Origin of the sequence: Pseudonocardia sp. ICBG162, from assembly GCF_020496225.1 — a bacterium.
GTDB lineage: Bacteria > Actinomycetota > Actinomycetes > Mycobacteriales > Pseudonocardiaceae > Pseudonocardia > Pseudonocardia alni.
In genome coordinates this window covers 19,934-44,181 of the sequence record NZ_JAHLJD010000019.1, presented here as the reverse complement: position 1 = coordinate 44,181, position 24,248 = coordinate 19,934, and the positions used below count along the sequence as shown (strand labels likewise).

Below are 24,248 nucleotides of genomic sequence, written 5' to 3'. Positions count from 1 at the left end.
AAAGAGGAATCATGCTGTTCCGCCGCCGTGACCGGCAGACGGCCGCCGATCAGGCGGAAGTAGACCAAATCGTCGACACCTGGCACCGAACCTGCGAGGCGATCAGCCTCACCCACGACGTGGACACCGTTTCCGGAGTCACGCACATCGTTCCCCGAATCGAGTTCGTGGTTCTCGGACCACCGACCCGGCTCACCGTCCGACTGACACCGGGGATGCTCCCCGAGGACATCAGCGCCCAAGGCCGGCGCCTGGCCCGCTCCATGGGCGCCGTGGGGCTACGGGTGGAACCCCGAGGGCTGTCCCACGTGATCGTGGAACTCCTGGACACCGACCCACTCGCCGACACGCTCCCACTCCCGATCGGACCGATCACCGGTCCGCTGCTCCTGGGCCACGACGAACACGGCCAGGGCGTCACCGCCCACGACCCGTTGCCGCACCTGATCGCGGCCGGGTCCACCGGCTCCGGGAAGAGCTCGTTCGCCTACTCGATGCTCGCTCAGGTCTCCGACCGTCTCAAGGCCGGCGAGCCCGCACGGGTCTCCGGTATCGACCCCTCATCGGTGCTTCTGCGCCCGTTCCCCGGCGCGGTCCTGGGTCTATCCGATCCCGGCCGGATCGAACGGAAACTGGCCGAGCTGGTCGCCGAGCTGGACCGGCGCCTGACCGCCATCCCGCACGACCGGGACACCCTGCCGGTGTCCCCGACCCACCCGTGGCACCTGATCGTCCTCGAAGAGTGGCCGGCGGTCCTCAAGGCCGCCGACGGGTTCGACAAGAAGCTGGGCACCGCAGTACGGGCACACGTCTCCCGGCTCCTGGCCGAGTCACGCAAGGTCCGCATGTCGGTGTTCATGCTCGTACAGCGCCCCGAGAGCGCTCTGATCGGAGGATTCGAGCGAGCCCAGCTCGGACTACGGGTCTCGTTCCGGATCGACGCCGAGGGCGTCAAGCTCCTGCACCCCGAGGCCGACCCCACCATCGCGGCCGAGCACACCACGGCCGCTCCCGGGGTCGCCCTGCTGTCCACCTCAGGAACACCGGCGCAGCGCATCCGCGCTCCGTTCCTGTCCTACGGCGAGTACGTCGAGCGGGTGGCCGCATGACGGCCACGGCGGCGGCCCGGCCCCGGCCGGAGGTCGGGGGGCCGGGTCGGGCGGCCGAAGGCCGCCCTCTCGGTAAAGGGCGATCATCTGTACTCCCCGAAGCCGACCGGCGATCCCGGCGCCGGGAAGCGATGGGACTCCGGCGCTCCCTGTGGGGATGGTCGTCGGTCAAGCGTCAGCGCAAATGCGGTCGGGTCCCGCACCGCACCGGCGGCGGTGCCGTGATCCGGGTGTCGGACACCGACGACGGCCGGCGGGCCGGGGTGTCCGGATTGCAGTCGTGTAGTTCCTGGACCTGTCCGGTGTGTTCCCGGTCGATCTCCGCTGAGCGCGCTCAGGAGGTGGCCGCCGTCCTGCGTGCGGCTCAGGCTCAGGGCTGCTCTGTCGCGTTCGTGACGCTCACGATGTCCCACCGGGCCGGGACGCCTCTGCGGGCCTCCTGGGACGCCCTGACGGCCGGGTGGCGCTCGGTCACCTCCGGCGCCGCATGGACCAAGGACCAGGAGAAGTTCGGGGTGGTCGGTTGGCTCCGCGCCATCGAGATCACCCACGGAGCCAACGGGTTCCACGTCCATGTCCACGCCATGATCGTGTTCGACGGTCCGGTCTCCCCGGACCTCATGTTCGCCCTGGGCGACCGACTGTTCGGTCGCTGGGAACGCGGCATCGGCCGCAAGGGGTTCACCGCTGTGATGGACCGGGGAGGACTCGACGTCCGGCCCGTCCTGCTCAACTCGGAGTCGATCGACGCCGTAGCGGCCTACGTCTCCAAGGCCGCCATGGAAGCCGTGTCCTCAGCGACCAAGCACGCCCGGGGCGGCAACCGGGCGCCCTTTCAGATCCTCCGCGACGCCGTGGCGACCGGCAACGCCGATGACATCGAACTGTTCTGGGAGATCGAGCAAGCCTCGATCGGCCGGAAGAAGATCACGTGGTCTCAGTCCCTCCGCACCTGGGCGGGCCTGCACCGGGAACGCACAGAGGAGGAGATCGTGAGCGAGAACCGCCACGGGGAAGACCAGCTAGCCCTACCGCCCGAGACCTGGGACCGAGTCCAGCACGAAGTCGAAGACCTCCTGGACACCATCGAGGCCGGCGGTCTGCCTGGCGCCGAACAGTGGCTACGCAGCCGGGGTCTGACCTATCGGCTTGTGGGGTGTGGCGCAGAAGGGGAGAGCACCGACCGGTCGGGCCCTCCGAGCCGGTCAAGCGGACGGCGATAGCCGATCCGCGTACGCGTCGAAGCGAGGGGGATTCGAGGGTCTAACGATCTTGTTAGCGCGACTGATAGCCTCTGCTCCGAGGCTCTGACCAGCGCTAACGGCCGCTTCAGTCGGGGTGGCGGGATTTGAACCCACGGCCCCTCGCTCCCAAAGCGAGTGCGCTACCAAGCTGCGCCACACCCCGTCGCCCGCAGTCTAGCCCCGTCCCGACTGCACCCCGGCGCCGCCGTCGGCGCCCGGTGTGTCCCGCGCTACAACGACCGGGCGTTGCTCCCTCCGCTCCCGCCTTCCTAAGGTAAGCCTTCCCTTAGTGAAGGAGGAGCGTCACGTGGCACCGTCCGGACTGCACGACCCCGCCGCCGAGCACGCGAGCTGCGGCGTCGGGCTGATCGTCCGCAAGGACGGGGTGCAGACCCACGACGTGCTCGTCCTCGCCCATCGTGCCCTCTGCGCGGTGCCGCACCGCGGCGGGATGTCCGCCGAGGGCGTCGGTGACGGCGGCGGCGTCTCGGTGGACCTGTCGGTGCCGTTCTTCTCCCGGCTCGCCGGCCGCGAGCTGACCCCGGGGCGGTTCGCCGTCGCCAACGTCTTCCTCCCCTCCGACCCCGACCGCGCCGCGGCGGCCGCAGCGCTGGTCACGCTCACCCTCACCGCGCACGGCTGCACCGTCCTGGCCGTCCGCGACGTGCCGGTCGACCCGTCGGTACTGCGCCCCGCGGCCGTCGCGCAGCAGCTCCCGGTGCGGCAGTGGATCGTCGAGGTCCCGGACGTCGCGGACCCGGAGCGTCTGGCGCACGGCGCGCTGCTCGACATCGAGTCGGTCGCCTACACCGACGACGCCGTCGCCGGTCTCTACCCGCTCAGCCTCTCGACCCGCACCCAGGTCCTCAAGGGACGGCTGAACTCGTGGGAGGTCGTGCCGTACTTCGCCGACCTGACCGACCCGGAGCACCGGGTGCGCAGCCTCTACTTCCACACCCGCTTCTCGACCAACACCGACCCGCACCCGTCGATGGCGCAGCCCTTCCGGCTCCTCGCGCACAACGGCGAGCTCAACACCGACCGCAAGAACCGGATCGCCGACGAGGCCCTCGCCCGCGCCCGGGGCCGCCGGATCGTGCGCCCGCCGGGGCAGTCCGACAGCGCGCGGTTCGACCAGACCCTGCACGCGCGCGTGGCGGGCGACGGGCTCGACCTCGTCGCGGCCGTCGTCGCCGCGATGCCCCCGGCCTGGGAGAACGACCGCACGCTGCCCGCGCCGGTGCGCGCGATGCTGGAGTACCGGTCGCTGGTCGAGGAGATCAACGACGGTCCGGCCGCGCTCGTCTTCTCCGACGGCGAGGTCGTCGGCGCCCGCCTCGACCGGCTCGGCCTGCGTCCACTGCGGACCTGCGAGACCGCCGACTACCTGACCGTCTCCTCGGAGGCGGGCCAGTTCCCGTTCCCCGACGACGACGTGCTGCGCCGCGGCCGCATCGAGGCCGGCGGGATGCTGTGGTGGAGCACCCGCGAGCGTCGCAGCTACGACACCGCGCAGACCCTGGAGCTGCTCGCCGCCCGCGCCGACCACGAAGCCCTCCTGGCGGGCGCGCGGACACCGGCGGCCGAGCTGCCGCCCGCTCCCGCGGGATCCGGGCCCGCCGCGACCGGTGACCTCGCCGTCCACCAGCGCTACGTCGCCTACGGCCTGGACGCCGAGGCGTTCCGCGTCCTGCTCGACCCGATGCTCGACACGGGGACCGAACGCGTCTCCGCCATGGGCTACGGCAACGCCATCAACGCGCTGAGCGACCGCGAGGGCGGCGTCGCGCACTACTTCTCACAGCGCTTCGCCCAGGTCACCAACCCGCCGCTGGACCCGATCCGCGAGGCCGACGGCATGACCCTGCGCGTCGCGCTCGGCGCCCGCCCGGTGCACGACGGCCCGTTCCACCGCATCGTGCTCGACTCGCCCGTCCTCGACGCCGACGGTCTCGCCCGCATCGGCGCCCAGCACGTCGTCCCGGTCGGCCGGTTCGCGCTGCTGCACGAGCCCGGCACGCTGGAGGCCGCTGTCGAGGGACTGTGCGCCGAGGTCGTCGCCTTCGCCCGCGACGGCGGTGGCATCGCCGTCCTCGACGACCGCGCCGTCGCCCGCGGCCGGGCCGCGGTCCCCGCGGTGCTCGCCGTCGCCGCGGTGAACCGTGCGCTGGTCGCGGCCGGGCTGCGCCCGGCGGTGTCGCTGGTCGTCGCCACCGGGCAGGTGTGCTCGGCGCACCACCTCGCCGTCGTCCTCGGGTTCGGGGCCTCGGCCGTGCACCCGCACACCGCCCACCTGCGTGCCGCGCAGCAGCATCCCGGCGACCCCGGTGCGGCGTTCGCCCGGTTCCGTGTCGCCGCGGAGAAGTCCCTGCTCAAGACCATGGCCCGGATCGGGCTGTGCACGATGGAGAGCTACGTCGGCGGCGAGTTCTTCGAGGCCGCCTACCTCGACACCCGCGACCCGGTGCTCGCCCGCTGGCTCCCCGAGGTCGACGCCCCGGTCGGCGGCGCCGGGTTCGCCGACATCGAGCGGTCGGTGCGCGACTGGCACGCCCGCGCGCTGACCGTCAGCGGCCCCGAGGACGTGCCGCAGCTCGGGCTGTTCAAGGAACGCTCCGACGGAGCCGGGCACTCCTACGGCGCCGCCGCCGTCACCGCGTTCACCGGCCTGGTCGACGAACGGAGCGGCCTCACCGCCGGCCCGGCCGACCGTGAGCTGCGGCTGCTCCCGCTCGCCGCGCTCACCGACTCCCTCGGCCTGCACGACGACGCCTACGTCCACACCGGACTGGGCGCGCTGACCGCCGCCGAGATCGACGCGTCCGCGCCCACGCCCGGCTACCGCGAGCTCGTCCGGTCCCTCACCGCCGAGCGTGCGCGACGCCCGTCCGCGCTGCGCGACGTGCTGATGCTCCCGCCGGACCTGCGCGACGGCCGCCCCGCCGACGTCCTCGACCGGATCGACCCGGCGGGCAACGCCTGCATCGCCGTACGCGGCCTGCGTCGCGACGGCGACCTGCTGCACGTCGACGGCGACGCCGCCCCGCTGGCGTCCTGGCTGGCCGAGCGGTTCGGCGCGTCCGTCGCACGCCTCGACCACGCCACCCTGCGGGTGGTCGCGGCCGGGACGGCGGGGGACTGGCTGGACCTGCTGGTCACCGCCCCCGCCCCGGTCGCTCTCGACGACGTGCAGCCCGCCTCGGAGATCACCCGCACCCTCGCCTCGGGCGCGATGAGCCACGGCGCACTCGTCGCCCGGGCGCACGAGGCCGTCGCGCACGGCACCAACATGGTCGGCGGGCTGTCCAACTGCGGCGAGGGCGGCGAGTCCCGCAGCCGGTTCGGCACCATCCGCGGCTCCCGGATCAAGCAGTTCGCCTCCGGCCGCTTCGGGGTGTGGGCGGGCTACCTCGCCGACCCGGTGCTCGAACAGGTCGAGATCAAGATCGCGCAGGGCGCCAAGCCCGGCGAGGGCGGACAGCTGCCCGGCGCCAAGGTGACCGTCGACATCGCCGCCGCCCGCGGCGCGACGCCCGGGGTCGAGCTGGTGTCCCCGCCGCCGCACCACGACACCTACTCCATCGAGGACCTCGCCCAGCTCATCCACGACGCCACCGCCGCGCGGGTGAAGGTCGTGGTCAAGCTGGTGTCCTCGGAGGGGATCGGGACGATCGCCGTCGGCGTCGCGAAGGCCGGCGCGCACGTCATCAACGTCGCGGGCAACACCGGCGGCACCGGCGCCGCGAACGTCACCAGCCTGAAGTTCGCCGGGCGCTCCGCCGAGCTGGGCGTCGCCGAGGTGCACCAGGCGCTGTCCGCGCACGGCCTGCGCGACGCCGTCGAGCTGCGGTGCTCCGGGGCGCACCAGACCGGCGGCGACGTCGTCGTCTCCGCGCTGCTCGGCGCCGACGGCTTCGAGTTCGGGACGACCGCGCTGATGATGCTCCGCTGCGTCATGGCGAAGAACTGCAACGTGAAGTGCCCGGCCGGGATCACCACCGACGCCGACGCGTTCGACGGCGACCCCCGCGCGCTGGCCCAGTACCTGCTCGGCGTCGCCCACGAGGTCCGCGAGATCCTCGCCTCGCTCGGGCTGCGCAGCCTGCGCGAGGCCCGCGGCCGCGCCGACCTGCTGCACCTGGCGCGGCACCCGTCGCTCGTCGGGCGCCTGGACCTGCGCCGCCTGCTGCACCGGGTGACGACCCCGCAGGTCGCCGACCCGGTGCGGGTCGGCGCCGACCACGACCACGACGAGCGCTGGTCGGCGACCGTCCGCACCGCCCTGGCCCGCGGCGAGTCCGGAGTGGACATCGACGGCGGAGCGCTCGGCAACCGGCACCGCTCGGTGGGCGGGCGCCTCGCCGTCGACGTCGAGCGGATGCTGAACCACGAGCACGTCCCGGGACCGGCACTCGTCGACGACCGTGGCCGCCGCTTCCTGCCGCAGCGGTGGCTGCGGATCCGCACCCGCGGCGCGGCGGGGCAGTCGTTCGGTCTGCTCTGCAACGACGGGATGTGGCTCGCCCACACCGGCACCGCCAACGACGGCGTCGGCAAGTCCGCCTGCGGCGGCACCATCGCGATCCGCTCACCCGGCACCGTGCACGACGACCGGCCCGGCAGCAACGTGCTCGTCGGCAACTTCGCGCTGTTCGGGGCCACCGGCGGCCGGCTGTTCGTCCACGGCGAGGCGGGGGACCGGTTCGCGGTGCGGAACTCCGGGGCGAGCGCCGTCGTCGAGGGGCTCGGCGACTTCGGCTGCGAGTACATGACCGGCGGGGCCGTGCTGAACCTCGGCGCCGCCGGGTCCGGCCTGGGCAACGGCATGTCCGGCGGGTTCCTCTACCAGTACGACCCGGCCGGGACGGTCGGGTTCTCGACCGACTCGGTCGACGTCGCACCGGTCTCGGGATTCCACGCGACCGCCGTCCGGCTGCTGCTGGAGTGGCACGCCGACGCCACCGGCTCGCCGCTCGCCGTCCGGCTGCTCGAGCACTGGGACCGCGAACGCGCGCACCTGCTCGTCGCGACCCCGCGGGCGCTGCGGCTCTACCAGGACGCCGGGGAGATCCTCGCCGCCCGCACCCGCCGCGAGCTCGTCGACGAGCTCGCCGCATCCCTCGCCGCGCACCAGCTGCGCCGGCACAAGCTCGCCCAGCGCGACGGCGTCCCCGTCGCATCCGGGGCGGTACCCGACGGCGACGCCGGGGAGGAGATGTTCGTCCTGCTCAACGGCCTGACCGTGCAGACCGTCGCCGAGGAGGTCGCCGCCCGCCGCGGTGTCGACGCCCGCACACTGCTGCTCACCGAGGACCACGCCGTCCGCACCCGGCTGGTCCGCTACGCCCGCGACGCCCTGGCCGGCTACGCCGACGACGAGCTCGCCGTCCTGGTCTCCGACAAGCGCGTCGGCGACCTCAAGCGCTCCCTCGCGCAGCGCGACGTGTACGGCACCGACAGCCCCGGCACCTACGGCTGGATCCTCGCCCAGGACGCCGCCAACACCGCGCGCCTCGGCCGCATCCCGGACGTCGAGGAGCTGTTCGCGGCCCGCGCCGCACCGGACCTGGTGGGCGCCCCGTGACCGCGCCGCCGCCCCCGGCCGAGCTGAGCAGCCTGGCGATCTCGCCGGACGCCCCGTTCACCGCCGAGCAGCGGATCTGGCTGTCCGGCTACCTGGCGGGCGCCCGCAGCGCCGCCGCCGCACCCGTCCGGAAGGAGACCGGGATGACCCCGGTGCACGTGCTGTACGGCACCGAGACCGGCAACGCCGAGTACGTCGCCGACCTGCTCACCGAGCGCCTCACCGAGGCCGGGGTGCCGTGGGAGCTGCACGAGCTCGACGCCGTCGGCGCCGACGCCCTCGCCGCCATGAGCAGGGTCGTCGTCGTCTGCTCCACCTATGGCGACGGCGAGATGCCCGACAACGCCGACCTGTTCCGAAAGATGATCACCGCCGACGACGCGCCGCGCCTGGACGCGACGTCGTTCGCGGTGTGCGCGCTGGGCGACGAGTCCTACGAGGACTTCTGCGCGGCCGGGCGGCTGCTCGACACCCGCCTCGCCGAGCTGGGGGCGACCCGGATCCTGGAGCGCCGCGACTGCGACGTGATGTGGGAGGACGCCTCCGCGCAGTGGTTCCCCGAGATCGTCGCCATGCTGGCCGCCGCGCCGGCCGCGACCACCGCGCCGGACCCCGCACCCGAGCCGGAGCCGGTCCGCCGCCGCGACCGCCCCGCCCCGGTGCCCGCCGTGCTCGCGCACCGGGTGCGGCTGTCCGGTCCCGCCTCGGACAAGGAGATCCACCACCACGAGTTCGACCTCACCGGCACCGGGCTGACCTACGCCGCGGGCGACTCGCTCACCGTCGTGCCCGCCAACGACCCCGCGCTCGTCGAGGCGTTCCTGGCGCACCTCGGCCACGACGGCGACGCCCCCGTCGGCGACCGTCCGCTGCGCGAGCTCCTGACCAGCGCACACGAGATCGTCACCCCGTCGCGGGACCTGCTCGACGTGCTCGCCGAGCGTGCCGCCGACGCCGGGCTGCGCGCCGCCCTGCGCGACGACCGGGCGGCCTGCCTGTGGGACCGCGACCTGCTCGGGCTGCTGCACGCCGCGCGGCTGCGGCTCGACCCGGAGGAGCTCGTCGGGCTGCTGCGCCCGCTGCAGCACCGCGCGTACTCGATCTCGTCGAGCCCGCTGCTGTTCCCGGACCGGGTGCACCTGACCGTCGCCGCGGTCCGCTACCGGTGCGCCGACCGCGCGGTCGGCGGGGTCTGCTCCACCCACCTCGCGGACCGGCTCGCGGTGGGGGACACCGCCGTCGTCGCGCTGCAGCCGAACACCGGGTTCCGGCCGCCCGCCGACGACGTCGACATGATCATGGTCGGGCCGGGGACGGGTGTCGCCCCGTTCCGCGCGTTCCTGCAGGAGCGCGCCGCCCGCGGGGCGCGGGGCCGGAACTGGCTGCTGTTCGGCGACCGCCGCTCCGACCACGACTTCCTCTACCGGTCCGAGCTGCTCGGCTGGGCCGAGGACGGCCTGCTCACCCACCTCGACCTGGCGTTCTCCCGCGATCAGGCGGAGAAGGTCTACGTCCAGGACCGGATGCGCACCCACGGCGCCCGGCTGCACGCGTGGCTGGCCGGGGGCGCCCACCTCTACGTGTGCGGCGACGCGAGCCGGATGGCCCGCGACGTCGACGCCGCGCTGCACGAGATCCTCGCCGCCCACACCGGGGGCGAGGACGGTGCGGCCGAGTTCGTCGCCGATCTCAAGCGCGGGAAGCGGTACCTGCGTGACGTCTACTGACCCGGAGCGTGTCCCGTGACCCTGCCCCACACCGATCTCGACGTCCTGCTCTCCCACCTCGCCGGCGACCGGCTCGACCTCGACGCCGGCACGCTGGCGCGGCACCTCCCGCTGCTCGACGAGGTCGTCGCGACCACCGCGAACGGCAGCGCCCTGATCAGCGAGCTCGGCACCTACGCCGAGCCGACCTTCACCGGCGAGGCGTTCCCGGTCCGGCCCGGCGCGGTGACCCTGCGCCTGTCCCGCCCTGCGGTCGCCTCGGTCGTCGCGACCCGGGCCGACGACGGGCGTCGCGAGCCCGCCGCGCTGTGGCTGTTCGACGGCGACGGCGCGGCCGTGCACCGCGCGCACCTGCTGTCACCCGACGCTCCGCTGGTCACCGAGGTGCTGCGGCTGGCCCCGCGCGCCGACGACCCGCCCGCCGGGCCGCCGCTCACCGCCCCCGACGAGCTCGACCACCTCGGCCTCCTCGACGCGCTCACCGACGGCGGCGGCCGGGTCCCCGACGGGCTCGTCCCGGCCACCCCGCCGTGCGACGTCGCCCGGGTCGTCGACCTGCTGTGTCTGCTCTGCGAGCACGGCGTCCCGGCCGGGCTGGCCGTGCCCCACGGTGGCTGCCTGCAGGTCGGGACGGGGTCGGTCGACCACGTCGAGACCGGCGACGTCGTCGGCGTGGTCTCGGGTGCGGTGCAGTTCGCGTTCGCCCCCGGCGAGGTCGACGCGGTGCGCCCGGTCCGTACGCACGGCCCACACGGTCCGATGACGACGGTGCTCCTGACCGGCGCGGACGGCCGCTGCCTGGCCCTGGTCGGGCAGTTCGGGCTGCCGTCGACCGAGGTCGTGACGGCCTGGGAACGCATGGTCCGGGACGTGCTGCTGCACCCGATCGGGTGAGTGGTGAACGCGGTGGGCGCAGTGGCCGTAGAGACGGGCAATCAAGGATGAACCCGTCAGAAAGGACACCGGGATGCGCCGCACCCTGCCCCGTCTCGCCGCCGTCACCGCCGCCACCGCACTCGGCTTCGCCGCGACCGCGGGCATCGCGTTCGCCCAGGAGACCGAGGTCCCCGAGCCGTCGACGTTCACCAGCATGTACACCGTGAGCGCGACGCCGGATGCCGTCATCAACAACGACGGGCAGGCCGTCCCCGGCGAGCCCGGCGCGACCGGTGAGTTCAACTTCCGGATCAACTCCGACGACGAGATCATCTGCTACGACATCACCCTGCGCGGCGTGACCGGCGAGTACCAGAGCCCGGCCAAGACCGCGACGCACATCCACGAGGCCGCCGTCGGCAAGCCCGGCCCGCCGCGCCTGGCGTTCCCGAACCCCGAGGGTGACGGCGACGTCCGCACCTCGTCGGGCTGCATGCAGGGCCCGTTCACCACCGGGCTCGAGGGCGACAACGGCCAGGACACCGCGACCGGCTTCTCGCTGAAGCAGATCGAGGCGAACCCGACCGGCTTCACCGGTGACACCCACACCGCCGACTTCGCGGCCGGCACGGTGCGCGGCCAGCTCGCCGCCGTCCCGATGGGCGGCGTCGAGACCGGCGCCGGTGGCTCCTCCTCCGACTCGACCGCGCTCTACGCGGTCGGCGCCGCCGGCCTGGCCGCCGCGGCCGGAGCGGGCGTGCTGATGGCCCGCCGGGGCCGTGCGCAGAGCTGACCGCACGCGTGACCGACGCCCGGGAGCCCTGCTGCTCCCGGGCGTCGTCGCGCTGGTGTTCCTGCTCGTGGGGTGTGGGGCACCGCCCGCCCCCGCTGCTCCCGTTCCGGCGCCTGCGGCACCGTCCGCCGGCGCGCCGCTTGCCGCGGTCCCGGCCGCGGCCGGTGTGCCCGTCTCGCTGCGCATCCCGGCGATCGGGGTGGACGAGCCGGAGCTGCTGCGGCTGGGCATCGCCGACGACGGCACCGCCGAGGTCCCGCAGGACTACGACCGCGTCGGCTGGTTCGACCGCGGCACCGCGCCCGCCCCGACCGTCCTGCTCGGGCACGTCGACTCGCGCGACGGGCCCGCGGTGTTCATCGACCTGCGCGACCTCGCCCCGGGCGACGTGATCGAGGTCGGCCGCGACGACGGCTCCGTCGACCGGTACGCCGTCGAGCGGACCGAGCAGATGCCCAAGGACGCGTTCCCGACCTTCGCCGTGTTCGGCGGTGCGTCACCGGACCAGCTGCGCCTGGTCACCTGTGCGGGCGACTTCGACCGGGGGGCGCTCAGCTACCTCGACAACATGGTCGTGCACGCCCGGGCGCTGTGACCGTTGCCCGACGCGCCGAGACGTCCGGTTCCGCCCCGGACGCCCGGTCCGGGACCACACTGATCGGGTGACGGTGCCGCGACAGCGCGACCCGCGCCCGACGGGCGCCGCAGCCGGACGCCCCCGGGCGTCGCGGCTCGCCCGGCTGCGCCGCGTCCCGCCGCTGCACCTGCTGCTCGGTGCGACCGGCGCGCTGCTGGCGGTCGGAGTCGTGATGGTGCTGTCGGCGTCGGCGGGCGGGAAGACCGTCGCCGACGGGATGGTGCTCACCGTCTTCGTCCGCCACCTCATCTTCCTGCTGCTCGGGGTCGGCGCGTTCGCGCTCGGGATGTGGGTGTCACCGGTCCGGCTACGCCGGTGGACGCCGTGGCTGCTGTTCGCCTGTCTCGCCGCGCTGGTGCTCGTGCTGGTCCCGGGAATCGGGGAGGTCCGCGGCGGTGCCCGCCGGTGGATCTCGGTCGCCGGGTTCACCGTGCAGCCGGGCGAGGCGGCCAAGGTCGTGCTGCTGCTGTGGGGCGCGCACGTGCTCGCGCTGCGCGGTCGCGCCGTGCGCCACGGCCGCTACGCCGTCCTTCCGCTGGTCCCGGTCGCGCTGCTGGCCGGGGCGTTGCTCATGCTGCAGCCCGCGCTCAGCACGACCGTCGCGCTCGGCGTCATCGTGCTGTCGCTGCTGTTCTTCGCCGGGGCGCCGCTGGTGCTGCTCGGGGGCCTGTCCGGCGGGGCGCTGCTCGGCGTCGCGGTCCTGGGGTTCACCGCCGACTACCGCCGCTACCGGATCAGCACCTTCCTCGGCGCCGGCGACGAGCTCGGCGCCGGCTACCAGTCCCGCCAGGCACTGCTGTCCCTCGCCGACGGCGGCCTGCTCGGCACCGGCCTCGGCCAGGGCCGCGCGAAGTGGGACTACCTGCCCAACGCCGCGAACGACTTCATCTTCGCCGTCATCGGTGAGGAGCTCGGGCTGGTCGGCGGGCTCGCCGTGCTGGCGCTCTACCTGCTGATCGCCTGGGTCGGGCTGCGCGTCGCCGCCCGCACCCGGGACACGTTCCTGCGGCTGGTGACGGCGGCGACCGCGACCTGGGTGGTCGTGCAGGCCGTGATGAACGTCGGCTACGTCGTCGGCCTGCTCCCGGTGACCGGCCAGCAGCTGCCGCTGGTGTCGGCCGGCGGGACGGCGCTGGTCAGCACCCTGTTCCTGCTCGGGCTGGTCGCCAACGCCGCCCGCCGCGTCAGGTAGCCAGGCTGCCGCGCAGCACCGTGGACCCGGCGCCGTCGAGGACCCGGAACTCCTCCGCGTCGGCCCGCAGCACCGAGGAGTTGAGGTTGCAGACCATCGGTGAGGCGCCGGTCCCGATGAACTCGCCCGCGCTCACCTCACGCCCGTCCTCGGCCTCGACGACGACGCGGTAGGTCGCACCGGAGCGGAACCCGTCGCCGTCGAGCACGATCTCGACGCCCCAGGTGTGCGGGATCGCGACCGCCGTGGCCTGCACCGCGGGGTCCATCGCCTGGACCGCGACCGGCTCGCGGGGGATCCCGTCGTGGTCGCCGACCAGGTAGCCGGCGACGCCGCCGACGAGCAGCGCGGCCGCGGCCGCCGCCGCGACCGGAGCCCACCGGTTCCGTGCCCGGGCCGCGGCCGATGCCGGACGCTCGGCCCGCGCCGCCGCCATGATCCGGTCGCCCAGGTCCGGCGGGGGAGCGGGAGTGTGGTCGAGCCGGTCGGGATCGACCCGGCCCAGCGCGGGCAGCACACTCGCGACCTCGGCCAGCTCCTCGCGGCACGCCGGGCAGCCCTGCAGATGGGCCTTGAGGGTCGCCAGCTCGTCGCCCTCCAGCCGGCCCATCGCGTGGTCACCCAACGACTCCCGCATCGCCCGGTGCTCGTCCGGAGTCACGGTTCCACCCCCATCTCGTCCATCGCCAGTCGCAACGCCTTCAGCCCGTAGAAGACCCGGCTGCGGATCGTCCCCACGGGCACCCCCGCCTCCGCCGCGATCTCGGCGTGCGGACGGCCCCGCAGGTACGCCTCGACGATCGCCTGCCGGTGCTCCGGACGGAGCCGCCGCAACGCCTCCTCGACCAGCCAACCGTCGACCAGGGCGTCGTCGGCAGGGCCGATGGAGTCGTTCCCGGTCTCGGGCTCGTCGGTGAGCCTGCGGCGCCAGGGCCGCGCCGCGACCCTACGGATCTCGTCGATGACCACGTTGCGGGCAATGGCGAACAGCCACACCCGCAGACTGGCGACCGACGGGTCGTAGGAGTCGGCACGACGCCATGCGTGCAGGAAGACCTCCTGCACGGACTCCTGGGCCGCACCCTCGTCGCCCAGCTGACGCAGGGCATAGCGGTAGAGCTCGGCTCCGTGCGCGGTGTACGCGGCGCGGAGCCCCGGCTCGGAGTCGAGCCCGGGTTCGGCGGCGCGCGCGTCGACGGAGCGCAACCTGCGGTGGGGCGCCTTCATCGGTGTCCGCAACCTCCTGAACGTCCCTGTCCCCGGTGTGTACGCACCCGGGGGCGGGGATGTTCACGGGGTCGGAGTGGGATACGCTGCGGGGGTCCTGATCGACGAGATCGGGGCATGCGGGCGTAGCTCAATGGTAGAGCCCCAGTCTTCCAAACTGGCTACGCGGGTTCGATTCCCGTCGCCCGCTCAGGTGGTTCTACCAGCAGAAACGGCGCCCACTCCCGATCTTGGGAGGGGCGCCGTTCCGCGTTCGTGCCAGTTTCGTGCCAGATCAGTGGTGCGAGGTCATCTCGCGGCCTCCTCTCCGGCCGCTCGCGCTTCGCGGCTCATGAGGTCCAGCGCCTCGGCGATCCTGTGGTCGCGCTCGCTGGTCGCGTGCTGGTAGATGAGCGCTGCCCGTGCGCTGCCGTGCCCGATTCGGGACATCACCTCGCGCAGCGTCGCGCCGGTCTGCGCGGCCAGCGTCCCGCCGGTGTGTCGCAGGTCGTGTAGGTGCAGCAGCGGGTTCGCTCCGGCAGCTTGAACAGCCTTCTTCCAGATCTTGTTGAACGCGCTGCGACGGGGCGACGCGCCCTTGGGACCGATGAACAGCCGGCCGTCGGAACCGGGCTCGGCGTACAGCCGCAGGTGTTCGCGGATCTCCGGGAGAATTGCGGCCGGCAGGGCCACAGTGCGCCGGCCGGCGGCGGACTTCGGCCCTTTCAGGGCCCGCTGCCCGTTGTTCAGCTCGGCGAGTGCGCGCGAGACCCGGAGGACCGGAACGCCATCGTCGATCGGCGAGTCCGGGTCCGCGCCTGCCGCGATCTCGGGAGCTGTCGGCTTCCGCATCGGCGGCACGGTCAGGTCCGAGCGGCGGAGGGCGACCAGCTCGCCGAATCGGAGCTGTCCGAATGCGGCCAGCAGCACCAGCAGCCGGTACCGCTGTTGGATTCCTGCGGCGATCGCGAAGACCTCCGTCAGCGTCGCGGTGGGCCGCTCCGGTGTCTCCGCTTGGCCCGCGCCCGTGATCCGGCACGGGTTGCGGCGCAGGATCTCGTCGTCGACGGCGGTGTTGAGCACTGCGCGGAGGAGCGAGTAGGAGCGCGCGATCGTCGCCGCGCCCGTCCCTACCTCTTGTAGCGCGCTGCGCCATGCGCGAACGCGAGGTGCGGTGAGGTCGGCGATCATGACCTGTCCCAGGGTGGGGCCGATGTGATTACGGAGGTACCCGGCGTACAGCTCGCGGGTCCGGGCTTCCAGATCGCGCTCGGCGATCCACCGTTCCGCATACTCGGCCAGCGAGACGCGGCCGGCGTCCGGGTCGATCCACTCACCCCGACGAACCTCTGCCTCGATGTCGACGAGCCGCTCGTTCGCCTCCGTCTTGCTCGGATAGGTCCGCTCGTCGGAGCGCAGGATGCCGTCCGGACCCGGGTAGCGCACCTGCCAGTTTCCCGACGGCAGCTTGCGCACGCTCCCGAACCGACGTCGGCGGCCGGTGCTGTTCCCACCCATTAGGCAGCCCTCCGTCCGCGTCGGCGCACAGGGATCGGGGAGACCGTGCATCGGGCGACGTACTCGTCGAGCACGCTCTCCGCGATCCGCACGTGCCGTCCGATGCGGACGAACGCGATCCGGCGCTCAGCGATCAGGCGACGAGGGAACCGCACCGTCGTACCGAGCCGCTCGGCGACCTCGACCACGGTCAGATAGCGCTCGCTCATCGGGCACCCCCGTCGGAGTCGGTTACAGCGGTTACAGCGGTTACGTGCCTGGTCAGGGGCGTAACCGATGAACGGGGTGTAACCGCTGCGTCGGTTACGGCGGCCTGCTCCGGTGGGTCGTCGGGTGGGGGCTCGACAGGGGGCGTAACCGTGGGCGCGGTTACGCGGTCGGGATCGGTTACGCCTCTGACCTGCGGTGTAACCGCTGTAACTGCGGTAACCGCACCTGACGGGTCGGGCTCGGTGGCGGGTGGCAGGTAGCGGGCGAAGGCGTCGGAGAGCGCGCCGTCGAGGTGGTAGCCCTTGGTGACGTGCCCGCCGATGCGCAGTGGGCCGGGACGGACGCCGTAGCGGGCCAGCTCGCGGGCGAGGCGTCGGGCGTCGAGGGGGCGGCCGTCGAGGTCGGCCCAGCCGGCTTCCTCGTCGGCGCAGAGCCGGCCGATGATGTCGCTGGTCGCCATCCGTTCGGCTTCGTGGGCGGTGAACAGGGCGCGCAGGTCGGCGAGCAGCCGGGTGCCGACCGAGGTGCCGGTCTCGGTGGCCTGGCCGACGAAGTGCACGGCGGCGGCGCGGGCGGTGTCGGGCCAGTGCCCGCCGGCGAGGTCGGCGATGGCGAGCAGGGGTTCCCAGACCTCGGCGGCGCGGTCGGTGACCTGCTCGGGCATGACCGGCTCGGCACCGACCAGCTCGTCCTCGCCGACCCTGTCGAGCCAGGCGGCGAGCTGCTCGCGCAGCGGCGTCGCCTCGTTCTCGACCCGACGCTCGCGGAACGCCTCGGCGCGTTCGTGCGGTGCACGGCGGCGCATGTGCACGGTGATCGCTCGGGTGGTGATCGTGGCGGGCATGGCCCCGGCGATCCCGGCCAGCGCGACCGGGGCGAACACCGGGAACCGCTCGACCTTCATCCGGGAGGCGTCGCCGACGCAGCGGGACACGGTGGCCGAGCGCTTGTATCCGGAGTTGAGCAGTCCACGCAGGTCCTCGTTGTTCCCGCCGCCCTTGGGCGAGAACACGGCGTCGATCTCGTCGAACAGCAGCGTGACCGGACCGTCGCAGAGCATCCGGAAGATGGCCGCGGTGGTGATCGAGATGGTCATCTCGGGCTTGCGGACGAGGTACTGCGCCACTTCTAGGACGCGGGTCTTGCCGGAGCCGGGCTCGGCGCTGTGAACCGCCCCGGTCTTGATGGAGGCTCTGAACCCACGGAAGGGTTGGAGTCATGCCAGCGCCGAAGAAGTACCCCGATGAGATTCGGGAGCGGTCGGTCCGGTTGGTCCTGGACCTGGTCGAGGGCGAGGAGCAGGTGAACGTGACCGCGGCGTGCACCCGGGTCGGGGAGCAGCTGGGGATCAATCGGGACACGTTGCGGGGCTGGGTCAAACAAGTCCAGATCGATCAGGGCGTGCGGGCGGGGACGTCGACCTCGGAGCGGGACCGGATCCGGGCTCTGGAGAAGGAGAACGCTGAGCTGCGGCGGGCGAACGCGATTCTCCGCACGGCGTCGGCTTTCTTCGCGGCGGAGCTCGACCGCCCCAGCGGCAGCAAGTGATCGACTACATCGACACCCATCGCGACCGGTTCGGGGTCGAGCCGATCTGCACAGTGCTGGCCGCGGCCGGCGTGCCGATCGCCCCGCAGCTACTACGCGGCCAAGACCCGTCCGCTCTCGTTGCGGGCGCGCCGCGATGAGGTCCTCAAGGTTGAGATCGGGCGGGTGTTCGCCGAGAACTACCGGGTCTATGGGGCGGACAAGATCTGGGCCGCGCTCAACCGGGAAGGCACCCGGGTGGCGCGCTGCACCGTCGAGCGCCTGATGCGTGAGCTCGGGATTCGCGGTGCGGTCCGGGGCCGCACGGTGCGCACCACGGTTGTCGAGCACGGCGCGCAGCGGCCGGCGGATCTGGTTGAACGCCGGTTCCGGGCGCCAGGGCCCAACCGGTTGTGGGTGGCGGATCTGACCTACCTGCGCACGTTCTCGGGCTGGGTCTATGCCGCGTTCGTCGTCGATGTGTATTCCCGGATGGTGGTCGGCTGGCAACTGGCCCGGCATCTGCGCACCGACCTGGCCCTCGACGCTCTGGAGATGGCGTTGTGGCGTCGTGAGCTGCAACAGGCCGACATCTCGGGGCTGGTGCACCACTCCGATCGCGGGGTGCAATATCTGGCGATCCGCTACACCGAACGCCTCGCCGAGGCAGGCGCGGTCGGGTCGGTCGGTAGTCGCGGGGACTCCTACGACAATGCTCTGGCGGAGAGTTTCAACGGCCTGTTCAAGACCGAGTTGATCCGTCCGCGGGGCCCGTGGCGCGGCGTGGACGACCTCGAGATCGCCACCCTTGAGTACATCGACTGGTTCAACCATCGGCGCCTGCACGGCCAACTCGGGATGATCACACCGACCGAAGCCGAAGCCACCTACTACCGCAATCACGCCCCGCAGCAGCATGCTGAACGGGCAGAACCCAGCCTCCACTGAACCCGGGGCGGTTCAGACCGACGCTCTGGCTCATGACCCGAGTATGCGACCGAGCACCGACAGAACCGGGACAACACCGTGGGGCTCCGCCCCACACCCCGGCCCTCGCCGGGCAGGCAGGTCTCCGAGATGGGCACCCGCGGTCGGTTGCGGTCCGGTCGTGGGAGGCGGTGGTTCGTGCCATCTCGACGACCTCCCGAAGGGCTATCACACCCAGAACAGGGGGCAAGCTTGACGAGGTGGCAGGGTTGCAGCGGCGCCCAAACCCCGGGCGCCGGCTGTAGGTGGTCGAGTACGCGCGGCGGTTGCCCCCTGCCCTGGGCGTGATCGGGCTGCGCCAGGTCGACGAGATGGCGCGAGCTACCACCGTGGGAAGGAGCGCTATCGCCGCACCGCCCGTTTCCGCCGACGCTAGCGGAGTACCAGCATCAAAGAGTTGCTGGATCTAGTCCCGTTCGCCGAAGGTCCAGAGATCACAGGAGTGGGTGCCCGGGGAGTGGATCAGCTTCTATGCGCGAAAGGAGCGTCTCGTGGCTGATGATCGCTATTCAGGAAAGTGAGTTTAGAGTTCGAGCATAGGGTGGCCAGGTGAGGAGTTTGGCCTCAGACCTCCTGGATACCCTCCTCGCCTTGTTCTTCGCGTGTAGGTGACGTTCACCAGCGGCTTAGCAGCTAGCCTCGCTACGCGCGGTGTATATGGCTCGGCCACCGTAGCGCGTCCGCCGGCCTAGAAGCGGATCGCGAACCAATAGTCTGACAGTGGGTCTGTGGAATCTAAACACCTTCCGAGTCTTGCTCTTGCTCACGTCTCGCTTGGTCGTAGAACTTATCCGGCGCCTCCGGGCTATTTCTGTCAATGTCGGCGATCTCTCTGATCAAGCTGCTGGCGATTTCGACAGCGCTATTCAAGCTGCCGTTGCGGGCTATGTCGATGACTCCGATATCCATGCGACGTTTCAGATCTGCGTAGGCATTCGCGGCGATGCGGTGCTTTTCTGCGCGTTCAGCAAAACCTAGAAACGTCTGAAGTGCTGAAAGCACGGCTGCAAGTATCGAGGCGAGGCCAACGATGATTACGATACTCGTGTCAGGTGACTCGTTCAGGGAGGAGAATGTCGCCGTGCCAACGACGGTAGTTAGTGCCACGACTGGCACCCCGAGATGAGTGTTCAGTCCTGACAGTCGGCGTGAGGCAAGATACTGGGCGCGACCCTTGCGGTGGACTCGCATTCGATGTCTGTTGAACAGATTCAGCGTATCTGCGAGAACATTCGCAGGATCCTCGGTAGTGATGTGCATCTCCCTGCTAATGGTTTCTGTCGGGCGGAGTTTCCGACTCACCCGGCGTCTTGATCTTGCAAGTCTCTGCTTAGCGTCAGTGCAGATAGCGTCGCGGGCTTGCCTCCTTGCCACTGCCCAATCGTGCGAAAGACTGGATCGTAGGCTCGTCTTGGGTCGTAGCGGTCTCGCGCCATCAGTTGCTCAGGTTCTATATCCCAGACGGAGCTCACAATTCGAACGAGGTCGCCCTGAGCTGTGTCGCACATGTACCACCAGTGCCTTCGCCAGCCAACCTCTGAGTGTGGATAATGTTCGCGTGGCGAGAAGTCGGATTTCGGTCGCAGATTGCTACTGACTACAACAGAACTCATGAGATCCGACCAGCTTGTAGTCGATGCGATTAGCACGTTCTCGTTTAACAGCAGACGCTCACCTGTCTGCTTGCTTCGAATCTCAATTCCACCGCCCTCTGTTTCGAAGCAAGATAGGTCTTCCTCTCGAAGAATCAAGAGCGTCGAATGCTGACTAGCGAGGTCTTTAACCTCTTCATAGTTAATCAACCGATCTCTGGCTATCGCTCCGGGCATTCGCATGCATTCTGCACCGAGCGCGCGAAGTGAGTCACAGGCTTTAAGCAAACTCTTCTTGCTGATTCCTTCGATATCAATTAAGAGTGAGAACTGCTCGTTCGCCCAGCGAGTAATCTCCTCGCTCGGTACTGCGACCGTCGCTAGGTCTCGTGATGCTCGGTCCGGTACTCCGAATATAACGCCGGTGAAGTTTTGCTTCGAGTCGGTCCTTACGCCGCCGACGCACACCACGGCGTCGCTTGTGCGGGGGTAGTAGCCAATCTCCTCTTGTGTTGTGGTCGAAACGGCCAGTCGTCCGACTACTTCTGATTCTACGTAGAGTGGTCGTTCGAGCATGGCGAACCGTTCAAGCGACAGGAGGGACTGCTGCTCATCGACTTCTCTCATCATAGTGGGGCCGTAAAGACGAACGAACAGTTCGGCGGAGCTGAGGGAGGACCAGTCGCGTCCAACAATGACCGTATCTGTGTCGCACCCCAATTCGCCGTTCCGAGCTTCTTGCGCAATGTCTGCATCATCGTCTAACTCATACGCACGAGAGAACTGGGGGTCGCAGACGTTCAGACTTACTTCGATTGCGGGAAAAAGAGACTCGCATAAGTCTCCGATGAAGCCCCCGCGTATGTCGGGGTCGCCGAGTAGTCCTCGGTCATCGTACGGGTTTCGGCGGAGCCTGACGGAAACGGAAGTCCCGCCATGAGTTAATCGTTCCTGACGAGAAGCTTCTCGGAGAAGGGGGCGGACAAGAACTCCATGATCGAACTCTAGTACCGACGTGTCGACTGCTGCCTCGTCGTACTTATTCGTGCAGACCTGAACTTGATCGCCTAGAAGAAAGACAGCGTAGAATCCGATGCCGTATCGGCCAATCGACTCCCACCCGGTTTCCAGCAGTCCTGGATGTTCGGATCGTGCGTCATTGGACCGCCATAGTGAGGATCCGAAATCTAGAAGAGTGTCGGTCAAGACCGATCGCGACATCCCAATACCGTTATCCTCGACGCGCAGGATCCAGCCATCTTCGTCTTCATGTAGGTGTACAGATACTTGACCACGAGTGAATGTCGGGTCGACCTGCTGTCGAGCAGCGACAGCATCTACTGAGTTCTGCACTAGCTCGCGAAGCCCAACATGGGGCTGGTCGCCGTAAAGTGCCTCGCCTCCAATCTGCTGCACGAGCCGAGGGATATCGCTAACGCGTAGCCGTGCATCAATCGGAACCCAGCCGTCTGTGGGAATGCTGCGGCGGAATCGTTCCGGAGTCTCGACTCCCGTAACACCGGTTACTGGAAATGACGGGACGTCTAGATCATGGAGGAGGGAGTCAGCTCGGCGAAACTCTCCATCGACTTCCCGGAGGTAGTCGTAGGCGAGCCACCATGCCTGTGAGGTATCTCGCTGAAATGGACGAAGGCATGCGTATGACAGACGGGTCCCTACGCGGGTCGGGCGTTCGAGCCGTTCTTGAAACTCCCAGTGCAGCGCGGAAAGGCCACGAACTTGTCGAACTATCCGACTGAATATCGGTGCGCGTCGAATATCGAGCTGAGCTGCATCCGTAAGGCGCAAGATGCATGCGAGCTTGAGACGATCGACTACCCAGTCTCGAGGGAAGCCTGGGAGGGAAAGAGGGCGCTGGTCGAACTGGGATGGCAGGTCATCCACCGGCCAATAGTGGCTGTGGGCGAGCTTACCGATGAGATCACCGAGGCGAGTTCGAAGTTCGGCGTCCGATAGAATGTATATGATCTGCCCTGAAGAGGTCTCAAAACCCTCCTTCGCGAGAACTTCTGCTTTACGTGCATGATTCTCGCGAAGCAATTGTTGATCAACGCTGGACGTCACCTCTTCGGGAGGGTTCTCGATCTCGTTCTTAGACGGAGTGCGACCGAGGTGCTTGCGCAAACTCAACGAAATAAGGTCGGCCCGACCCTCTAGCTGAGTGGAGTCAGTCCCGAGCGGAGAGAGGCCGAGGTCGTGAATGATGGCCGCTGCCCCAAAGACGAACGCCTCTAACGGCGTGAAACTCATTTCGGGCGTACAGATTTCGTCTGCCACGTCCCACAAGGCATCGGAGTGGGATATATCGTGCACCGTAAGGTCGGGCGCGGACCGCAGCGTCTCCGAAGCGATCTCTGCAGCGTTGGCGCGCATTGTTTCGAGAGAACTCTTGAGGCGAGCCCGCTGATTCGCGTTAGCGTCGTCCTCGCGGGCAGCGAGGGCTCCGGAGAATAGGAGTCCGTTTTGATAGTCATAACTTGCATTCATTAGCTGGCTCCATGCTCGTTGAGTACGCGAAAGCTTCCAGGTGTCATGCTCGGGTTGCATTAAGCGGATCGACAGTTGGTAGGAAGAAGTTTGACCACAGGCGCTTGTGTGTGGTCGCCGAGCTGGATTCAAAGAGGCGGACGGTATTGACGCCGGCCGCTCGGTCAGTCCGAGTCAGCTAGAGGGCGTATAAGAATCTCTAGCGAACACGGCGGAGACCGAAGAGAGGCCGACTCAGGTTGCGGAAACGATCCGGCCAGTGATGGTGCCGGCAGTGGCGCTGGAGTCAGCGGAGACCGAGAGCTGGACGGTGGCGGTCTGGCCGGGAGCGATGTTCGCGTAGACGTTCGAGTAGTGCTGTGTGATGGCCCAGCCGGTCGGCAGCTTCTCGGCGGTCCACTGCCAGGAGTTGATCGGTACCTGCCCGGTGTTCTCGATCCGGATAGAGACGCTGCAGCTTCCGGGAATGACCTCGGGGGACTTACCAACCACGACGATACGGTTGACAACCGGGTTGATAGTGACGGAGGAGCCCTCGACGGTGACGTTGGAGCAGTCGGCCGAGGACTTCGTGCCCGTCGCGCTCGCGACCTTCGCGGAGGCGGTGGAGTCGGTGAAGCCGGTGGCGCCGCCGATGGTGGTGGTGAGTACGACGATGGCGAAGGCGATCCCGCCGGCGAGCAGGAGGCCAAGGGGCACGCCCACGACGACGGCGGTGCGACGGCTGATCTTCTTCACGGTCTTCTCTCCTGAGGCTCATGCCGCCGAGTCGGTGGCATCCATGAAGACGATCGAGGCGGGCCGGCTGTTAACGTCGCTCATCAGTACTGACGATCGACGGTCATGAGGGCTCATGGCGCCGGACGTGCCATCAAGCATGGTGCGAACTACCGGCGAAGGGTAGAGATTCCTGCACCTCCTGTTCCCGTCTGTGTTGCTGTCGTCGCAGGTCAGAGGTCTGGGTGAGAGGTCGCGGCTGCCTTCCAAACTGGCTACGCGGGTTCGATTCCCGTCGCCCGCTCCACGCTCTGACCAGCGAGTTCATGATCTGACGCAAGATCGACAGACAGACTCGTGACACAGAACATGCCACGAGCGCCCGTGGCGTTCGTGGCATGGCTCGTCTCCAGCCCAGGCCCGCGGGGCGCCAGAAGGGCAGCATCGACGTCCTCCCGAGCGGCGCGTCGCGCGTGCGCGCCTACGCCGGCCAGGACCCGATCACCAATCTCGGGCACAACCTCTGTCGGGATCGTGCCCGCCGGCCCGGACGCCGGGAAACAGGCGTACGCGGTGCGCACCGGATGCTGCGGGACATCGGGGAGGGCCGGAGCCCGCGCACGACCTGACGTCGGCCGGAGCTCTCGGCAGCTACGCGCTGGTCGGAGTGTTGGTCGGTGCACTGATGGCAGGCAGCGTGGCGGACATCGACGGCCGCCGCAAGGTGACCGCTTCGGTCCCGAGCGGGTGGTCGGGGGGAGGCTTCGCGGTCGGGGGCCGCCGCCGTCGTGCTGATGACGATCATCTGCGGCCGGGGCACT

Annotated in this window: 14 protein-coding genes, 2 tRNA genes, 3 pseudogenes and 1 other annotated feature; of the genes and pseudogenes, 10 read left to right on the top strand and 9 right to left on the bottom strand. The window is 69.9% G+C overall.

Annotated features, from left to right (window positions below):
• Positions 1-308: 308 nt before the first annotated feature.
• Positions 309-1,109, top strand: coding sequence for an FtsK/SpoIIIE domain-containing protein (locus KPL60_RS18690; RefSeq protein ID WP_226366635.1), 801 nt, complete (start codon positions 309-311; stop codon positions 1,107-1,109).
• Positions 1,106-2,332: a protein rep gene (locus tag KPL60_RS18685; protein ID WP_308016778.1), complete on the top strand. Its 1,227-nt coding sequence runs from the start codon at positions 1,106-1,108 to the stop codon at positions 2,330-2,332. The genes KPL60_RS18690 and KPL60_RS18685 overlap by 4 nt, the downstream gene beginning before the upstream one ends.
• Positions 2,333-2,442: 110 nt before the next feature.
• Here the strand turns inward: KPL60_RS18685 and KPL60_RS18680 are convergent.
• Positions 2,443-2,516: transfer RNA gene (locus KPL60_RS18680), tRNA-Pro, on the bottom strand.
• Positions 2,517-2,660: 144 nt separating this feature from the next.
• Here KPL60_RS18680 and KPL60_RS18675 point away from each other — a divergent pair.
• The 6 genes and pseudogenes from KPL60_RS18675 (at position 2,661) to KPL60_RS18650 (ending at position 13,162) form a co-directional block, all read left to right on the top strand.
• Complete coding sequence (locus KPL60_RS18675) at positions 2,661-7,937, top strand: glutamate synthase-related protein (RefSeq protein ID WP_226366633.1); 5,277 nt, start codon at positions 2,661-2,663, stop codon at positions 7,935-7,937.
• Positions 7,934-9,664 carry a sulfite reductase flavoprotein subunit alpha gene (locus KPL60_RS18670; protein ID WP_226366632.1) on the top strand — a complete coding sequence of 577 codons (1,731 nt, stop codon included), beginning with the start codon at positions 7,934-7,936 and terminating at the stop codon, positions 9,662-9,664. Before KPL60_RS18675 ends, KPL60_RS18670 begins: the two co-directional genes overlap by 4 nt.
• Positions 9,665-9,679: 15 nt before the next feature.
• Positions 9,680-10,558, top strand: coding sequence for a ChuX/HutX family heme-like substrate-binding protein (locus KPL60_RS34290; protein ID WP_308016777.1), 879 nt, complete (start codon positions 9,680-9,682; stop codon positions 10,556-10,558).
• Between the two features lie 73 nt (positions 10,559-10,631).
• Positions 10,632-11,126 (top strand): annotated as a pseudogene (locus KPL60_RS18660) (CHRD domain-containing protein); the annotation flags it as partial.
• Positions 11,127-11,319: 193 nt separating this feature from the next.
• Complete coding sequence (locus KPL60_RS18655; protein WP_226366630.1) at positions 11,320-11,928, top strand: sortase domain-bontaining protein; 609 nt, start codon at positions 11,320-11,322, stop codon at positions 11,926-11,928.
• Positions 11,929-11,995: 67 nt separating this feature from the next.
• Positions 11,996-13,162, top strand: coding sequence for an FtsW/RodA/SpoVE family cell cycle protein (locus tag KPL60_RS18650; RefSeq protein WP_226366629.1), 1,167 nt, complete (start codon positions 11,996-11,998; stop codon positions 13,160-13,162).
• Here the strand turns inward: KPL60_RS18650 and KPL60_RS18645 are convergent.
• Together KPL60_RS18645 and KPL60_RS18640 are read right to left on the bottom strand one after the other, a co-directional pair.
• Positions 13,155-13,823: an anti-sigma factor gene (locus tag KPL60_RS18645; protein WP_226366628.1), complete on the bottom strand. Its 669-nt coding sequence runs from the start codon at positions 13,821-13,823 to the stop codon at positions 13,155-13,157. The genes KPL60_RS18650 and KPL60_RS18645 overlap by 8 nt on opposite strands.
• Positions 13,820-14,389: a sigma-70 family RNA polymerase sigma factor gene (locus tag KPL60_RS18640; protein ID WP_226366627.1), complete on the bottom strand. Its 570-nt coding sequence runs from the start codon at positions 14,387-14,389 to the stop codon at positions 13,820-13,822. The genes KPL60_RS18645 and KPL60_RS18640 overlap by 4 nt, the downstream gene beginning before the upstream one ends.
• A 119-nt stretch (positions 14,390-14,508) precedes the next feature.
• On the opposite strand from KPL60_RS18640, the gene KPL60_RS18635 reads away from it, so the two are divergent.
• Positions 14,509-14,579: transfer RNA gene (locus KPL60_RS18635), tRNA-Gly, on the top strand.
• 98 nt (positions 14,580-14,677) lie between these two features.
• Here the strand turns inward: KPL60_RS18635 and KPL60_RS18630 are convergent.
• From KPL60_RS18630 to KPL60_RS18620, 3 genes and pseudogenes are all read right to left on the bottom strand, one after another.
• The gene (locus KPL60_RS18630; RefSeq protein ID WP_226366626.1) at positions 14,678-15,844 is read right to left on the bottom strand and encodes a site-specific integrase; all 1,167 of its coding nucleotides are present in this window, start codon (positions 15,842-15,844) and stop codon (positions 14,678-14,680) included.
• 41 nt (positions 15,845-15,885) lie between these two features.
• A complete protein-coding gene (locus KPL60_RS18625; protein ID WP_226366625.1) occupies positions 15,886-16,095 on the bottom strand; it encodes an excisionase family DNA-binding protein in 210 nt (69 codons plus the stop codon).
• Positions 16,092-17,261: pseudogene (locus KPL60_RS18620) on the bottom strand (DUF3631 domain-containing protein); the annotation flags it as partial. The pseudogene KPL60_RS18620 and the gene KPL60_RS18625, both read right to left, overlap by 4 nt.
• A gap of 53 nt (positions 17,262-17,314) precedes the next feature.
• Here KPL60_RS18620 and KPL60_RS18615 point away from each other — a divergent pair.
• Positions 17,315-18,571 (top strand): annotated as a pseudogene (locus tag KPL60_RS18615) (IS3 family transposase).
• Positions 17,599-17,730: a sequence feature (AL1L pseudoknot), on the top strand. (Overlaps the previous pseudogene by 132 nt.)
• 774 nt (positions 18,572-19,345) lie before the next feature.
• Here the strand turns inward: KPL60_RS18615 and KPL60_RS18610 are convergent.
• From KPL60_RS18610 to KPL60_RS18600, 3 genes are all read right to left on the bottom strand, one after another.
• Entirely contained in the window at positions 19,346-19,801 is a 456-nt protein-coding gene (locus KPL60_RS18610) for an SLATT domain-containing protein (protein WP_226366902.1), read from the bottom strand.
• A 107-nt stretch (positions 19,802-19,908) separates the two neighbouring features.
• Positions 19,909-22,596 carry an ATP-binding protein gene (locus KPL60_RS18605; RefSeq protein ID WP_226366624.1) on the bottom strand — a complete coding sequence of 896 codons (2,688 nt, stop codon included), beginning with the start codon at positions 22,594-22,596 and terminating at the stop codon, positions 19,909-19,911.
• Positions 22,597-22,944: 348 nt separating this feature from the next.
• Positions 22,945-23,448 (bottom strand): hypothetical protein, encoded by a 504-nt coding sequence (locus tag KPL60_RS18600; protein WP_226366623.1) that lies wholly within the window; start codon positions 23,446-23,448, stop codon positions 22,945-22,947.
• Positions 23,449-24,248 lie beyond the last annotated feature (800 nt).

What these genes read in the sequence shown, in the direction of transcription:
- KPL60_RS18685 (WP_308016778.1), top strand. Translation starts at nt 1,106, where the DNA reads ATGACGGCCACGGCGGCGGCCCGGCCCCGGCCGGAGGTCGGGGGGCCG.
- KPL60_RS18640 (WP_226366627.1), bottom strand. Translation starts at nt 14,389, where the DNA reads ATGAAGGCGCCCCACCGCAGGTTGCGCTCCGTCGACGCGCGCGCCGCC.
- KPL60_RS18625 (WP_226366625.1), bottom strand. Translation starts at nt 16,095, where the DNA reads ATGAGCGAGCGCTATCTGACCGTGGTCGAGGTCGCCGAGCGGCTCGGT.
- KPL60_RS18610 (WP_226366902.1), bottom strand. Translation starts at nt 19,801, where the DNA reads ATGCGAGTCCACCGCAAGGGTCGCGCCCAGTATCTTGCCTCACGCCGA.
- KPL60_RS18605 (WP_226366624.1), bottom strand. Translation starts at nt 22,596, where the DNA reads ATGCGCGCCAACGCTGCAGAGATCGCTTCGGAGACGCTGCGGTCCGCG.